Origin of the sequence: Ruminococcus sp. AF17-12 (assembly GCF_003479245.1) — a bacterium.
In the GTDB taxonomy this organism is placed as follows: Bacteria; Bacillota; Clostridia; order Lachnospirales; family Lachnospiraceae; genus Blautia_A; species Blautia_A fusiformis.
The window spans coordinates 88,949-103,683 of the sequence record NZ_QUGY01000005.1 but is presented as its reverse complement, the minus strand read 5'-3'; the positions used below and the strand labels follow the sequence as shown (position 1 = coordinate 103,683).

General features: G+C 45.9%; 15 protein-coding genes. All 15 read left to right on the top strand.

The window, feature by feature from the left end:
- Positions 1-10 precede the first annotated feature (10 nt).
- The 15 genes from DWW77_RS06975 (at position 11) to DWW77_RS06905 (ending at position 14,399) form a co-directional block, all read left to right on the top strand.
- Positions 11-1,114 (top strand): structural protein, encoded by a 1,104-nt coding sequence (locus DWW77_RS06975; protein WP_118608357.1) that lies wholly within the window; start codon positions 11-13, stop codon positions 1,112-1,114.
- Between the two features lie 177 nt (positions 1,115-1,291).
- On the top strand, positions 1,292-2,065 hold the full coding sequence (locus tag DWW77_RS06970; RefSeq protein WP_118173853.1) for a hypothetical protein: 774 nt from the start codon (positions 1,292-1,294) through the stop codon (positions 2,063-2,065).
- 17 nt (positions 2,066-2,082) lie between these two features.
- Positions 2,083-2,478: a hypothetical protein gene (locus DWW77_RS06965; protein WP_118608356.1), complete on the top strand. Its 396-nt coding sequence runs from the start codon at positions 2,083-2,085 to the stop codon at positions 2,476-2,478.
- Between the two features lie 18 nt (positions 2,479-2,496).
- Complete coding sequence (locus tag DWW77_RS06960) at positions 2,497-3,510, top strand: major capsid protein (RefSeq protein ID WP_118173851.1); 1,014 nt, start codon at positions 2,497-2,499, stop codon at positions 3,508-3,510.
- An 11-nt stretch (positions 3,511-3,521) separates the two neighbouring features.
- Positions 3,522-3,743, top strand: coding sequence for a hypothetical protein (locus DWW77_RS06955; RefSeq protein WP_118608355.1), 222 nt, complete (start codon positions 3,522-3,524; stop codon positions 3,741-3,743).
- Positions 3,744-3,755: 12 nt separating this feature from the next.
- Positions 3,756-4,154 (top strand): hypothetical protein, encoded by a 399-nt coding sequence (locus DWW77_RS06950; protein WP_118608354.1) that lies wholly within the window; start codon positions 3,756-3,758, stop codon positions 4,152-4,154.
- Complete coding sequence (locus tag DWW77_RS06945) at positions 4,151-4,669, top strand: HK97 gp10 family phage protein (RefSeq protein ID WP_118173848.1); 519 nt, start codon at positions 4,151-4,153, stop codon at positions 4,667-4,669. The genes DWW77_RS06950 and DWW77_RS06945 overlap by 4 nt, the downstream gene beginning before the upstream one ends.
- A gap of 45 nt (positions 4,670-4,714) precedes the next feature.
- Complete coding sequence (locus tag DWW77_RS06940) at positions 4,715-5,140, top strand: hypothetical protein (protein ID WP_147419585.1); 426 nt, start codon at positions 4,715-4,717, stop codon at positions 5,138-5,140.
- Positions 5,141-5,155: 15 nt separating this feature from the next.
- The gene (locus DWW77_RS06935) at positions 5,156-5,374 is read left to right on the top strand and encodes a YqzN/YkzM domain-containing protein (RefSeq protein WP_118608352.1); all 219 of its coding nucleotides are present in this window, start codon (positions 5,156-5,158) and stop codon (positions 5,372-5,374) included.
- A gap of 1 nt (position 5,375) precedes the next feature.
- Positions 5,376-6,758, top strand: a complete 1,383-nt coding sequence (locus tag DWW77_RS06930) for a phage tail protein (RefSeq protein ID WP_118608351.1) — start codon at positions 5,376-5,378, stop codon at positions 6,756-6,758.
- Between the two features lie 16 nt (positions 6,759-6,774).
- On the top strand, positions 6,775-7,191 hold the full coding sequence (locus DWW77_RS06925) for a phage tail tube protein (protein ID WP_118608350.1): 417 nt from the start codon (positions 6,775-6,777) through the stop codon (positions 7,189-7,191).
- A 52-nt stretch (positions 7,192-7,243) separates the two neighbouring features.
- A complete protein-coding gene (locus DWW77_RS06920) occupies positions 7,244-7,849 on the top strand; it encodes a phage tail assembly chaperone (RefSeq protein ID WP_207664955.1) in 606 nt (201 codons plus the stop codon).
- Between the two features lie 175 nt (positions 7,850-8,024).
- Positions 8,025-12,671, top strand: coding sequence for a phage tail tape measure protein (locus tag DWW77_RS06915; RefSeq protein ID WP_118608349.1), 4,647 nt, complete (start codon positions 8,025-8,027; stop codon positions 12,669-12,671).
- The gene (locus tag DWW77_RS06910; RefSeq protein ID WP_118608348.1) at positions 12,672-13,391 is read left to right on the top strand and encodes a hypothetical protein; all 720 of its coding nucleotides are present in this window, start codon (positions 12,672-12,674) and stop codon (positions 13,389-13,391) included.
- Positions 13,392-13,406: 15 nt separating this feature from the next.
- A complete protein-coding gene (locus DWW77_RS06905) occupies positions 13,407-14,399 on the top strand; it encodes an XkdQ/YqbQ family protein (protein ID WP_118173841.1) in 993 nt (330 codons plus the stop codon).
- Positions 14,400-14,735: the final 336 nt, after the last annotated feature.

The following is a 14,735-nucleotide window of genomic DNA, read 5'->3' as shown; positions in this document are numbered from 1 at the left end:
GGGGTAGCGTATGGCGTGGATAAGCGAAGCCCAAAAGCACTATGAAGAATACGTAGACTACTATACTTCCCTTTTGGAAGATTACGTAGACGATCATATTCTTGAACTTGCCCCGGCATACGGGCAGTTACAGGAAGCAGCTGTAGGCTACCTGGAAGAAGTCGCTAAAAAATATGTAAATGAACAGAACCCGGACTTCGTTCCTACCAGACGGTGGGCGAAAAAGATACAGGAAGAATACCTTACGAAAATCATACCGGAACTGAATTTACTAAACGCAAAACTACAGCCGTTTGCTACGTCTGTGATATGCGGAACTGTTTTTTATGGGGCTAATACTACAGCGTACATTTTGGAACAGGCCGCGAAGTGCGCGGTAACTGTACCAAACCTTACGGCTTCCGGCGTGTTGGGTATTATAGCTAACCCATGGTTACCGGATAAGAAAACCTACAGTGATCGTATACGTACCAGTGTTTCCCTTGTGGCTTCTAAGAGTGAAGAAGTCGTAAAAGAACTGGTTACAAAGAAAATGCAGTATAGCGACGCCGCTAAGAAGCTTTCACAGGGAATACAGGAAGGCTACTATAATGCTTCCCGTATTATCCGTACAGAAATGACTAGGGCGAACGCTTTAGGAACTTCCTACAGCCTTATGGAAAATGCGGATATTGTAGACGGTAAGTATAGGGACGCCACTTTTGATAGTAAGACGTCTGCTTATTGTGCAGCAGACGCCGACTACAGTAAAAGAAATCCTTATGATCTGGATTATGATACACCTATGAACCCAGGGCTACCAGGAAGGCGTATACCGAACCACCCACATTGTCGCTGTAGATGGGTAGCTATCCTTTCTGGTTTAGGTATTAAGGACAGACAGAAAGCCGCTTTAGATCAATACGGCGACCTTTATTACACGAAAGCCGCCAGTTATGACGAATACGCGAAAGAAGTAGGGCTTCCGTTGGTAAAAGATATGGTAAACGCGGATAATCCGAAGAAATACTTAAGACCAGGGGAAACGTTGGCAGACCTTAACCGACAGGTAGTACGGAAACGCTTTAACGGGCAGATCATAACCGTACCTTTAGGTCTTGATATTCATAATTGATTATAGGGCATAAGCCTTTATAATACCGACGCGGCGGATACCGCGGATATGACACGCTTGTAAGGCGTGTTTTTTATTGCCGTAACATAGCCAGGGCGTCAAATACTGGCCGTGGAACCCGACAGCGCGGAACGCTGGATATAGCCGACGGGCTTAATACGGAAAGGAGTTTTTAAGATGGGAAAACTTAGAAAATTACAGGAACGCTACTTAAAAGGAGAACTTACAAAGGCACAGTATGAAGCAGAGTGTAAGAAGCTTCTGGACGACGAAATTTTAGACCAGGACGCTTACGACGACGCTTTAGATTATGACCCGGACTACGAAAGACCTAAGTACAGCCAGGCCGACGTAGACAGCACCGTAGCAAAGAAAGCCGTAAAAATGGTTCGTAAAGCACTTAAGGACGCTGGGGTAACGGTCGAAGCGGACGATAAGACCTTACTTAGCAAAGTGGCAGAAACCATTAAAAACGGTTCTTCTGGTAAAGGCGACGGCGAAGGGGGAAGCGGTTCTTCTATCGACGAAACAGAATTATCTAATCTTAAGACTAAGGCAGCGAAAGTTGACGATCTTACAGCACAGTGTAAGAAGTTGCTTATCGAAAACGCGGTTCTTAAGGAAGCCGGTAAGTATAATCCTGTAAATCCCGCACAGGTAGTAAGGGCGATCAGCGCTGACTACCTGGACAGTATCGAGTTTGACGAAGAAAACGGAACAGCGGACGCAAAGAGTATTGCCCGCGCTATCCGTAAGGTACACGACGCCGAACCGAACTTATTTAAACCAGCTGGGGACGACGGCGACGACGATAACGGCGCTGGTGGTTCTGGTAATGGTTTCCGCGGTAAAGGTCCTGGCGGTGCTGGTAGCACTAAAAACGGCGAACTGGAAGCAAAGAAAGCGGAAGCTTTAGAAATGCTGGGTATTAAGAAAGACGATAAAAAGTAGAAAGGTAGGTTTTTGTTATGCAGAATAACGACGTAACAGTTAGACGAAAATCCTACGCAGCGGCTAAAGAGATCAAGGCCAGCGCCCATTATGCGTATGTCGTAAGTGGTATCACGCTGGACGGTTCTAAGTTTGAAACTGGCGGCTTCGTAGAAGAAGGTACTTGTCTTGTAAAAGACGACACCACAGGCAAATACGAACCGTACAAGGATGCAGCAAGTGATTTTCCGACCGGAAAAAGTGACCCGGTTATCCTTGACGAAAGTATCAAATTCACAGTTGACGACAAGGGTAAAAACCCGGATGTTACCGCCGGACAGGTTCTTGTACATGGTGCGGTATATGAAAGTCTTCTGGTAGGCTGTACCGCAGCATTTAAAAAAGCTGTAGGCGCTGCTATCAGATTCGTGTAAAGAAAGGGGTAAATAAAAATGGCTGGATTAGCAAATTTAAGCGAGTTCTTTGAGAACCCGTTATTTACCGAAACTATCCGTGAGGTTCCAGTGGAAACCGGATATATCGGTAGCCGTTTCCTTCCTTCCGAAAACACATATGATATGGAGTGGAACGAAACAGTAATTGAAAGACAGGCAGATATGGCCGACCTGGTAGACGCTGGGGCGGAACTGCCTTTAACAGATCGTGACCCAGTAAGACGTGTAAGTGGTTCTATCGCAGATATGGGACAGTCCTATATTCTGACAAAGAAAGAACTTGCTGCTATGTCTGACAAGGGTAACGAAGGTCGCCGTAAGATGGCTGTACAGCAGGTCCTTAAGAAGACCGCACAGCTTAAGTCTAACATTGACGCCCGTGTAGAATGGCTTCGTTGGCAAGCGCTGGGTAACGGTGCTATGATCTATGATAAATCCGGTATTAAACTGGGTGTAGATTTTGGTGTACCAGAAGCCAACAAGGTAACCGCTGCTACAGCGTGGGGGGCTGACGGTGCTACTATCCTGGCAAACTATGAGCGCTGGGTACAGGATTATATCGACGGAAACGACAACGGCTACGCGCCGGACGTATTCGTTACCGGTATCGAAAATATCCGTATCGTACTGAATGACGTAGCGATCAGAAAGGCAATTACAGGATACAGCGATAAGCTTCTTACCCTGGACGAACTTAATACTTTCCTTCGTGGTCGCGAACTTCCACCTATGGAAGCGTTCGACGCAAAGGTTACTTACCGTGATCCTACAAACGGTGGTAAGAGAACTACCGCCCGCCTTTTGGACAGCAAGAAGGGCGTGTTCCTTATGGAAGGTGACAAGATCGGTAACGTACAGATGGGTCCGACTTATGAGAATAACATGGAACCTGGCATTTTTGCCCGTACTTTCACTATGGAGCGTCCGCTTCGTGAGGTCGTAGAGGTTGTAGCTGCTGGATTCCCTAAGATCATGTACCCGGAACTTATTAAAATCTGTACTGTACGATAAGGGGGTAAAACATGAAGGTAAAAGTATTAAAAACCGGAGTAACAGTGGAAAACGCCATTCTTGACGTAGGCGCCGTGGTAGATATGTCCGAAAAGGACGCTACCCGCCTTTCTGGTTATGGACTGGTAGAAGTCGTAGACGAACCAGAGCCGGAACCAGAGCCGGAACAGGAAGCGCCTACCGAAGATCAGCCAGAGCCTAAAAAGGCTACACGTACAAAGAAAACAGAGTAAGGGGGTGACGGTATGCTGCTGAATAAAGCCGAACTTCTGGAAAAGTATTATACGCGGGGAAATCCTATAGACGACGCCGACGTAGACCTTTACCTTTCCAGGGCGAATACCTGGTGTATTGGATATATCGGCGGTGTGCCGCCTTTGCTTCCAGGAGAACCACAGGACCGCCCAGGACTTAAAATAGCTGTAGCTACGTGCTTTGAAATCATGGCGCGAGGGGAAACCAAACAGATAAACCCGGATACCGGTAATATCACAGAGGTAGCCCCGCCAACAGGTGCGATAAAAACGTCTACCCAGTATAAAGCTTTCGACCAGTTTGTTATTGTTAGGGAAATGCTTCGGGCGTATAAAATCGCCTTTGAAGATCAGACCAGCAAAACAGACAGAGGGGTAAAGTTTTTATGATTATAAAAATTGAGTTAGACGGTGGCCTTGATAAATTCATCAGCGGTGCAAACAGTGCCGCCGCAGCTGTAGACAGCATGGAAGAACGCATAGTTAGGCAAGCTGGTATAGCTGGCTTGGAAAATGTAGCGGCAAATATTCACAGCCGATCTGGAAGACTTGCACAAAGTTATACAGTCGGCGGGAATGAAAATATATTTGACGTACAAGCTGGCGGCGGTAGCGCGTCGGTGCGGTACGGTTCTAACTGTCCATATGCTGTACCAGCGGAAGAAGGCTATAACCAGTCTAACCGTGTAAGTAAGTCTACTGGACGAAAGCCGTCTTTATGGGTACCGGGTTCCGGTTCTGGTAGTAACTTTAGTTATAATCCTGGGGCTAAAACAGGAATGAAGCTTTCCGGTAGATTCGTTCCTGGTCAACATATGTTTGAAAAGTCTTTACCGGATACAAAGGAAGACTTAAGAAAGATAACAAAGTCAGAAGTAGAGCGCCTTTTTAGGGCGCTTTTTTAGTGGGGTGGTAATGTGGAGTATTCAAAAGAACTTACAGCTATACAAATGTGGCTTAAGTCTACAGCTGGGCTTAATTCTTTTAAGCGTGGTACAAATGTGAACCTTTCCCGCCCTGTAGTGCTTTTTGACGTTCCAGGACGCGGACGGGCTAGACACCTTACCAGGTATGCTTACGTACAGACGGTAACGTGGCCCTGTACGTTGTATGTGGACACACTGGACGAAGCTGTAAGGTACCAGGAAGCGCTTGTAAGTGATCTGGAAGATCGCTGTAACGTTCTGGAAATAAAAGAAGATGGAAAACACGTAGGCTGGTTAAAAAACGTCGTCGCCAGATTTAACAATGGCGAAAGCTTAGACGCTACTTTTACACTTACGTATGAAGTAGCTTATAAGCGTAAGGGCTGGGACGCAAGTACGCCGGCCGCCGACGTTATGTATACCAGACTGGACGTAAAACCAGAAAAATAGAAAGGAAGCGAAAGTATGGCAACTAAAGAAACCGGGAACGCACAGGCGGAAAAAGTTACCGCTTCTACGTTCTCAAAAAATGATTTAATCGCGTCTGCCGCCGTATTTAACACAACGCCCGCCATTATGACAGGTGCGTTGTACGGCGTAAAAAAAGATGAACTTACAAAACAGGAAGCCGCGGACGCTTTGGCCGCGTTCCTCAAAAAACCTGTACACAAGGGGGTAAAGTAAAATGGCTGGATTGTACACAGAAGGCGAAAGCAAGATTTTAAGTGGTGTATATTCCCTTATCCTTGCTATTTCAACTTCTATAACAAGTGGCGGTCGTGGTATCGTAGCATACCCGTTTACCGCTGACTGGGGACCGGTAAACGAACTTACGGCCGGAAACCTTAGAGAATTAAGGGACAACTACAACGCGGTGGGTTCTTCCCTTTCCGTAGGAAAGATTTATACCCACGCGTCAAACGGAGAGCCTAAAAAGGTACTGGGTTACCGTATGGCTACAGCAGAAGCTAAAGTAGCAGCTGCTACCGTTGATACCTGGGTATTTGAAACTGTCTACCCAACTACAAGACCTTTTGTGCTTGTGGTAAAAGACGGTGTAGAGGACGGTTCTATTAAGATCAGTCTGGTAGAAAATGCTGTAGAGCTTACTTCGTTCCTGGTATCTGATGTAGATAGCCTGGTAACTATGGTAAATGCTTCTGACTATATCCGTGTAAAGACGAAGGGTACCACGCTTCCGAAAGCGAACGCGGGCGTAGAGTTTAAGGGCGGAAATAACGGCGACGCCGTTACTGTGACAAATTACACAGCGTTCCTGGACGAGATCGAAGCAGACGGAACCGCTAACGCTTTTTCCTTAGACGGTGTATCTGACGAAAGTATTATTTCTACAGTGATCGCCTGGGTAAAAGATGTACGACAGGAAGGCTTCTACGTATCCTTCGTAACAGGTGGTCCGAAAGCCTGGGATTCTGCTACGGATACCGCTAACGCGAAGTCGCGAGAAATCAATTACAGACCTGTAATTAACGTAGGTAATGGTTGCGACGGATATACAGCGGCAGAAATGGCGATCTTCGTAGCTGCAAGAGTGGCGGCGGTAGCCCTTAACAGTTCTCTTACAGACGAAACCGTACCATACCAGGCGGTTAATGTACGTCTGAAAAAGAGTGTCAGAGAACGCGCAAAGAAAGCCGGTACCATTATCTTTGTAGCGAAGGGCGACACTGTAGAGATCGACGAAGGGGTAAATACCCTTACTTCCCCGAAATCGGGAGAGGTTAAAGAAATGGGGTCTATCCGTGTTTCTTCCACGATCGACTATGTGGTACATGATCTGGAACTTTTCGGCGAGGAATATAAGAAAACGAAATCTAATACAGATTCTTTCCGCGCGACCTATGCGACTACGGTACAGCAGCAGTACCTTGACCCGCTGGTAGCACAGGAAATTCTTAAAGAAGGTGCTTCCTATGAGCCAGACCCGGACTACTACGGGGAGAACGCCACAAAGAAGGCTAAGGCAAATGAAGCCTTTTTCGTAGGCGACATCACACCGAACGAAAGCCCAGAAAAGATTTATCAGAAGCTTAGTACGGTATTTTAATAAGGGGGTGTAAAGAATGTTTGATGCTAACGAAGTAATTAACGGTTTGTATGGCTATGTTTATGACGAAAACGGTAAGCAGATGCAGGAAACAAAAGCCTTTGAAGCGAACGTAGACTACGATAAAGAAGAAGTCTTACAGGCTGGTAAACTTATGAAAGGTCATAAGGTAGTTGCTGCTTCTGGTGCTGGAACCATTACAGCGCACAAGATCGACAGTAGACTTCAACGTAAAGCGGCGGATAATCCGCACGCGAAATACAACTTTTCCGCGAAGCTGAAAGACCCAACATCTAGGGGCGAAGAATATATTATGTTTATCGGTGTATCCTTCGACAGCGCCCAGCTTATGAGCTTTGAACTTGGGGAACTTGGAGAAATCGAAATGGACTTTACTTTTGACGACTACAAGTATCTGAAATCTATTAACTAATTATCTGGGGCGTGAAAAACGCCCCTTTTTTAAGAAAGGTAGGAAAATAAAAATGGCAGATATTACAGTAATGAACAGACAGGAACAGGAAATTAACACAGGTGCTACACAGGAAAATACAGCTACACAGCCGTTACCAGTAGAGCCGGTAACACCGGTACCGTCCTATGTGGAAGGTCTGACAGAAGACGAAGCAGACCAGGAAGCAGTAACTACAGAAGAACCGAAGTTCTTAAGCCTGGAAGAAATCTTAGGCATGGATACAGCAGACCTTACAGCTGAAAAACAGGGCTTCTTCCATTCTGAAAAGTTAGGGGATATTCCTTACACAGCTATTTCTTACGACGACTATAAACAGGCTAAGAAAGACTGTGTAACCTACGACCAGGACGAAAACGGCGTTATCCAGACAAAGGTAGACGACGACAAGCTTATGACGAAGATCGTTATTTTAGCTGTAGACAAAGACCAGCGTAGCAACTTTACTTTTGCAAACGGTGCGTTGCTTAAAAAATTAGGTGTTCATACAGCGGAAGGCGCTTTATCTACACTTCTTCCACCTGGCGAAATCGTAAACTTCGCCGTAGCTGTACAGAACGCTTCTGGCTTTGGAAATAAGGCAAAGAAAAAGGTTAAAGACTCTGTAAAAAACTCTTAAAGTCGGACAGGGAAGCGAAGCTTCTGGCCTATATCTGGAACACCCAGGGCATAACGCCGGGTCAGATATATAACCTTCCCTATTCCGAAAAAGAATTTGTTTATCAAGCCACTTTGCTTAAGATAAAAGAAGAACAGCGCGCAGCAAAAGCAAGACAGAAAAAGAGGTAATATAAATGTCCGATTTTACAATGGGGGCAACCCTTACATTAACGGATAATTTTAGTAGTACCTTGACCGCCGCCGGACATAATGCGGAAGCTTTCAAAAGCCAGATTACGGGTATTTCTTCCGCTATGTCTTCTTCCACAGCTTCTATGGCAGAAACAGCAAGCGCCGCGAACGGGTTAGGTTCCGGGCTACAGAATGTCGGTTCTATCGCCGACAGTATGGGTAGCAGTATGACCGACGCCGTAAGTGGTGCCGAAAGTATGGCCGATACCATACAGGAGATAGGGAGCGCCGCACAGGAAAGTCAAGCGCCTATCCAGCAGTCTACAGAAAGTACAAACCGCTGGAAAGCTGCTATGGACCAGTTCGACGCTGGAACCCAACACCTTAAACAATTACCTGGAACTTTAAAACAGATCGCTTCCCAGAAATTAACCGGGCTTGTGGAATCCATGAAGAACGGGGTTACGTCGGCGAAAGACTTGGCGACGAACCTTAAGACAATGGCACAGCAGAAGGTTACCAGTCTGGTAGCCAGTTTTAGAGAGTTCAAGTCTACCATACAGGAAGGGCGTACCGGTGTCGTTGGCTTCGTAAACGCGCTTAAAAATATCGGGAAGATAAGCGTTACAGGTGCCGTTAATGGCGTGAAAAGTTTAGCTTCCAACATGAAGACGTTTGCGGCTACTAAAGTATCTGGTATCGTAAACAGTTTAAGTAATATAAAGAATAAAGCGACGGACGGTAAATCTGGCGTAGAGGGGTTAAAAACCGCTTTGCAAAAGGTAGCCAGTACGTCGCTTTCTGCTTTACATTCCGGCTTATCAAAAGTCGGAAGTTTGGCAAAGTCCGCCGGTTCCGCTGTACTTAGTGGACTGGGTAAAGGTATAACCGCGATCACGAAAGGCGTGGCGGCTGGTGTCACAGCTGCCGGAACAGCTGTAGCAGGGGCTACGGCGGCCGCCGTAAAAGTCGGTTCAAATTTTGAAGCCGCTATGTCGTCGGTAGCGTCTATTTCTGGTGCTACAGGGCAAGACTTTACGGACTTGGAAACAAAAGCTAAACAGATGGGCGCGACCACAGCCTTTTCTGCCACCGAAGCCGCGAACGCTATGGAATACATGGCTATGGCCGGTTGGAAAACTACGGATATGGTATCCGGTATCGACGGTATTATGAACCTTGCCGCCGCGTCCGGTGCTGATCTGGCCCAGACGTCCGATATTGTTACTGATGGACTTACCGCGTTTGGTATGTCTGCCGGGGAAAGTAGCCGATTTGCTAACGTAATGGCAGCGGCTTCCAGTAATGCAAATACCAACGTAGAAATGATGGGCGAAACCTTCAAGTATGTAGGTGCTGCCGCTGGTGCTATGGGCTATTCCATTGAGGATATGGCTGTAGCCACTGGACTTATGGCGAACGCTGGTATTAAAGGTTCCCAGGCTGGTACCGCCTTAAGAAGTACCATTACCCGTATGGCAAAACCTACTAAAGAGTCCCAGACAGCTATGGACGCTTTAGGAATGTCTGTTACACGAAGCGACGGTTCCATGAAATCTTTCGCGGAAGTAATGACAGATATGCGCACAGGTATGCAAGGTATGACAGAAGACCAGAAGGCCAGTTATGCCGCTATGCTTGGTGGACAGGAAGCCATGTCGGGTCTTTTGGCTATCGCGAACGCTTCCGATAAAGACTTTCAAGATTTAACGACAGCTATAGCAGAATCATCTACTTGTTATGACGGTTTAGGTGCAGCCGCACAAATGGCGGCAGTTAAACTGGATAACTTACAGGGTGATGTAACCATACTTAAGTCTGGTCTGGAAGGTTTAGGTATTGCGATTTATGATAATATTAAAGGTCCATTACGAAGCGTTACACAAACAGCTACCAAAATGGTGGGTAGTCTTTCCGACGCACTCACGAACGGCGGCTTTTCTGCTTTCGTAGCACAGCTGGGTAACGTTTTAGGACAAGCTGTAACCATGGTAGCAAGCTACGCGCCACAAGTGGTAAGTATGGGCGTACAGCTTATACAGGGCTTCTTATCTGGAATACAGGCAAATTCCGGGGCGATTGCTTCCGGTGCGGCTTCCACGATCGCCGCGTTTATTAACGGGTTACTTGTGTTAATCCCACAGGTAATTATGATCGGCGGACAGCTGATCTTACAATTTGTCCAGGGTATGATACCGCAGATACCGCAACTTTTAACGGCTGCTACACAGGCTATAAATACGTTGGTACAGGGATTTATAAGTGGTCTGCCTATGATCTTACAGACAGCGACCCAGCTTATAATGTCACTGGTTCAAGGTATCGTACAAAATGCCCCTATGCTGATCGCTTCCGCGGTACAGGCTATTACGACGTTTTTATCTGGAATTTTACAAATGTTACCTGTAATTTTACAGGCTGGTGTACAGCTGATCTTAGGATTAGCACAGGGTATTATTTCTAATATCCCACTTATCCTACAGTCGGCGGTTCTTTTAATCCAGCAGTTTGTTACGGGCTTAACTCAAATGCTGCCAACTATCATACAGGGCGGTATACAGCTTGTTATTTCTCTGATACAGGGAATTATTTCAAACCTTGGCACTATCGCACAAGCGGGTGTTCAAATTATCGTTTCACTGGTTACCGGTTTGATACAGGCTATCCCTATGATTATCGCAGCAATTCCGCAGTTAATTTCTGCTATCATAGACACGATCTTTAATACAGACTGGATAGCTGTAGGTGGCGAAATTATAAACGGAATTAAAGATGGTTTTATGTCTGGTTTTACCAGTTTGGTAGACAGCGTAAAGGGCTTGTGGAGTGACTTTACAGGTTGGCTGTTTGGTGACGGTGAAGAAGCCGGAAGCGCAGCCGGTGACGGTGTGGCGTCTGGTGTAATTTCGTCCAGTGGTAATGTGGCGTCTGCCGCTTCTCAAACCACACAGACAGCTACCCAGAATTTCCAGTTTGACTACGGTGTACTGGAAGGTTACGGACAGCAAGCGACGAACAGCGTAGCCAATGGGCTTAACACGGGTTCTGGAACACTTAATTATAGTGCTACAGCAGTCGGAACGAACACAAGTAACAGTATTCTTTCCGGTATGCAGACTGTAGACCTTGCTTCTGGTGGAACACAGGCTACGAACAGTATTTTAGCTGGTCTTAATACTGGTGGCGTCCAGCTTACTACAACAGCTACGACCCTGGGAACAGAAACGGCGACAAACTTAAACAACAGCCTTCTTACAGGCGGTGCCGGTCTGCAAGCTACGGCTTCGCAGTTAGGTACGGACACTATTAACAGCTTAAGCACAAGTTTTAATAACGGTGCTTCTACACTTGATCTGTCGGCGTTACAGCTTGGTACCAACACTACCAGCAACCTTACCACAGGTCTTACAAGCGGAACTGCTACGGCAACGTCGGCGGCTACGAATGTGGGTACCCAGGTGGGAACCAGTCTTACTACCGGACTGGATACGGCAAACGCACAGGTAGCGGCTTCTACACAGCAGCTATCACAAACACTTTCGACAGGTCTTACGACGTCAATAACGGACGCTTCCACACAGGCGACGACCGCTATTAACGAAATGGGTACAAATATCGGAACAGCACTTACAAGCGCTGTAGACCAGGCTTCAACACAAGCGACCACAGCAGTATCTACCCTAGGTACTAATCTGGGAACTGCCTTAACTGAAAGTCTTACGACAGCAGCGACGGGAGCCGGTGAAGCCGCTAACAATATCGGTACCCAGGTAGGAACAAGCCTTACACAAGGTTTATCTTCGATCAGCGCGAGCGCTTCCACGGCGGCTACGACTGTCGGTACTTCTGTACAGACAGCGCTTACTACAAGTATAACAGCGGCCGGTACAGCAGCTTCCGCGACAGCACTTACGGCCGGTACGACTATGATACAGTCTTTGGTATCTGGTATTACTGGTATGACACCTACCGCCGTATCTACAGCAAACAGTACAGGTCTTAAGACGGTACAGGGGTTAGCCCTTGGTATCCTTGCCGGAACCAGTACAGCGGTATCCGCCGCACAGACTGTAGTAAATGCTGTAACTGCAACCTTTAACAGTATTAACCTTCACAGTGCCGGTTATAACGCCGCCGCTGGTTTTGCTTCTGGCCTTGCTTCTGGTGCTGGTGCGATCTACGCACAGGCCCAGGCGATCGCGTCTACTGTACGTTCTACTATACAGTCGGCGTTACAAATTCATTCACCGTCAAGGGTAATGATGAAAATAGGACAGTATACAGGCGAAGGTATGGCTATCGGTATTGAAAAGATGGTAGGACAGGTACAGAGTGCTTCTGAACAGCTGGCTAACGGTATAACCGCACCTGTAACGTACAATTCGGGAAATAGCCCGGTACAGGAAGTACAAAGTACGCTATCAGATGTTCCGGCTTTAGCTGGAAATATCCCAGTAAGTCCGACAGGTAGCAGTAAAGCGGAAACGCTGAAAAAAGAAATTAAGCTGGTAATTGAAAAGATCATTCTTAACGATACCGGTGACAAAGACAAAAAGCAGCTTGTAAAAGAGTTACTGGAAGAACTTATAGAGGAACTGAAAGGCGCTGACGAAGTAATAAGCAGCGCAGACCTGGGGGTATTGTTATAAATGAAAGGCGATAAGACAGTTAATATAACTATCAAAGGTGGCGGCGTAATACTGAATATTCCAGTTATACCGCCAAAAGTCAACGTATCAGATGGTAGCAGTACGCCGAAAACAGTAACCATATGGAGAAAGGGAGAAGTCGATTTTAACGACGGTAAAAGCTTGGACGGCCTTAGCTGGTCGTCCTTCTTCCCTTCTCGTTATGACGCTTCGTACTGCAATAGCAAGAATTTGAAAACAGTACAATGGTATATCAATACTATAAACAAATGGAAGAACGCCGGAACTGTGGTACAGGTTATCATACCGGCTATGAATATCAATAGGCCCATGAAGATTAAAACCTTCCAGGGGGACTATGAAGGACAAGAGTTAGATTACTACTACGATCTGGAATTTAAAGAATACGTAAAACTTCCACAAGTGAAAGTAAAGGCGAAAAAGTATATCACTGTAAAGAAAAGGGACCCGAAACCAGTATCTAAACCTTCGACTTCCAAAAACAAGAAAAAGACCGCGATCAAGAAAGGCGACAAAGTACAGTTTAAAGGCGGGCCGGTTTACATTTCTTCGGACGCTTCCAGACCAGCTGTAACACGCGGAAAAGCAAAATGTAATTGTACGATCGTAAACAGCAATAAACACCCATACCACCTTATACATTATAGCGGTGCTATGGTGTACGGTTGGGTTAATGCTTCTGATTGTGAGAAAATATAAAGGTAGGCTACATCAATGGGAAAACTACAGCTTAAAATAGATGGAAACGACTTTACGGGTGTCCTTGCTGATAACCCAGTTATTAAAGATCAGCTTAACGCTTGCTGCCGTACCTTGACTTTTAAGCTGTCTTTATATGGGAACCGCTTGGACCTCTTAGCCCATAAAGTAGAACTTTTCTATAAAGGGAAACGCTGGTTTATCGGTGAGATAAAAAAACAGAAAGAGGAACACGACGGCACCAACAGTATAACCGTATACGACCCGCTTTTTTTGTTTGGGAAGCACGAAGACGATTATTACTTTAAGAATCAGACAGCTACCCAGATTACAAAGAGCATGGCGAAAAAGATAGGGTTAAAGGTATATAAGCTGGAAAATACGAACGTTGTTATATCCTACGTTCTGTATAAGAAAGGCGCCCCGGATAAAATTATGGTAGACGTCTTAGCCAGAACGTGGAACGGTGGCGGCGACAAATTCTGGTTTAGGTACGACCCGGTACATGATGGGATTTTGTTAAAGCGCCGTACCGTACCAGAAATGATATGGGCGTTTAAAACAGGCGGTAACCTTATATCTGCCAGTAAAGAACGTAGCATAGAAGAAATGTATAACACGGTAAAGCTGATTAACCGAGAAACTGGAAAAACAGCCACGAAGGTTAATGCAAAAAATAAAGCCTTATACGGTAATACACAGTATTATGAAGAAATCAGTGACAAGGATAAAAATTTATCTAAGTTGGCAAAACAAAAGCTTAAGTCTTTATCTAAGATTACTTCGACTATGAATATGTCGGGCTTAAATTCAGACGGCGCTATGGGTCAGTTCTTTGTGGGCGACCCTATCTACGTAGAAGAAAAAAATACAGGCATAGTAGGCGGTTACTGGGTAAGAAATGTATCGCATACATTTTTAGCTGACGACGCTATACAACTGGATTTTGACCTTACAGCTACGGAAGATATACCGGAAATACAGTACGATAACAGTAAAAAGAAGTAAGCGGTTATTCGCATAAAGATTTTATAAAAGTAACGTCTGAGAAGGTGCCTAAAGAAAGAAGGGGTAGTATGTTAGGGTCTGTAGACGCATTAAGTACATTAAGGGGCAACGGTCAGAAAGATAGCGTACTGGAAGGGTTACACCTTTTACAAGCGACTTCCGCAGAGCCGAACCCGGTAAAATTTAAACTGATAGGAACAGAACTTAACATAGACGCCGGTATGTTTGATATACCGGTTTCTGTTTATCCGATCTGTAAAGGCGATCAGTTCTTAGCGTACCCACTGGTAGGGTCAGAACACCAGCGTTGGGGTATTGTAGCGAAAATCACAGGCA

What these genes read in the sequence shown, in the direction of transcription:
- DWW77_RS06975 (WP_118608357.1), top strand. Translation starts at nt 11, where the DNA reads ATGGCGTGGATAAGCGAAGCCCAAAAGCACTATGAAGAATACGTAGAC.
- DWW77_RS06970 (WP_118173853.1), top strand. Translation starts at nt 1,292, where the DNA reads ATGGGAAAACTTAGAAAATTACAGGAACGCTACTTAAAAGGAGAACTT.
- DWW77_RS06965 (WP_118608356.1), top strand. Translation starts at nt 2,083, where the DNA reads ATGCAGAATAACGACGTAACAGTTAGACGAAAATCCTACGCAGCGGCT.
- DWW77_RS06960 (WP_118173851.1), top strand. Translation starts at nt 2,497, where the DNA reads ATGGCTGGATTAGCAAATTTAAGCGAGTTCTTTGAGAACCCGTTATTT.
- DWW77_RS06955 (WP_118608355.1), top strand. Translation starts at nt 3,522, where the DNA reads ATGAAGGTAAAAGTATTAAAAACCGGAGTAACAGTGGAAAACGCCATT.
- DWW77_RS06950 (WP_118608354.1), top strand. Translation starts at nt 3,756, where the DNA reads ATGCTGCTGAATAAAGCCGAACTTCTGGAAAAGTATTATACGCGGGGA.
- DWW77_RS06945 (WP_118173848.1), top strand. Translation starts at nt 4,151, where the DNA reads ATGATTATAAAAATTGAGTTAGACGGTGGCCTTGATAAATTCATCAGC.
- DWW77_RS06940 (WP_147419585.1), top strand. Translation starts at nt 4,715, where the DNA reads ATGTGGCTTAAGTCTACAGCTGGGCTTAATTCTTTTAAGCGTGGTACA.
- DWW77_RS06935 (WP_118608352.1), top strand. Translation starts at nt 5,156, where the DNA reads ATGGCAACTAAAGAAACCGGGAACGCACAGGCGGAAAAAGTTACCGCT.
- DWW77_RS06930 (WP_118608351.1), top strand. Translation starts at nt 5,376, where the DNA reads ATGGCTGGATTGTACACAGAAGGCGAAAGCAAGATTTTAAGTGGTGTA.
- DWW77_RS06925 (WP_118608350.1), top strand. Translation starts at nt 6,775, where the DNA reads ATGTTTGATGCTAACGAAGTAATTAACGGTTTGTATGGCTATGTTTAT.
- DWW77_RS06920 (WP_207664955.1), top strand. Translation starts at nt 7,244, where the DNA reads ATGGCAGATATTACAGTAATGAACAGACAGGAACAGGAAATTAACACA.
- DWW77_RS06915 (WP_118608349.1), top strand. Translation starts at nt 8,025, where the DNA reads ATGTCCGATTTTACAATGGGGGCAACCCTTACATTAACGGATAATTTT.
- DWW77_RS06910 (WP_118608348.1), top strand. Translation starts at nt 12,672, where the DNA reads ATGAAAGGCGATAAGACAGTTAATATAACTATCAAAGGTGGCGGCGTA.
- DWW77_RS06905 (WP_118173841.1), top strand. Translation starts at nt 13,407, where the DNA reads ATGGGAAAACTACAGCTTAAAATAGATGGAAACGACTTTACGGGTGTC.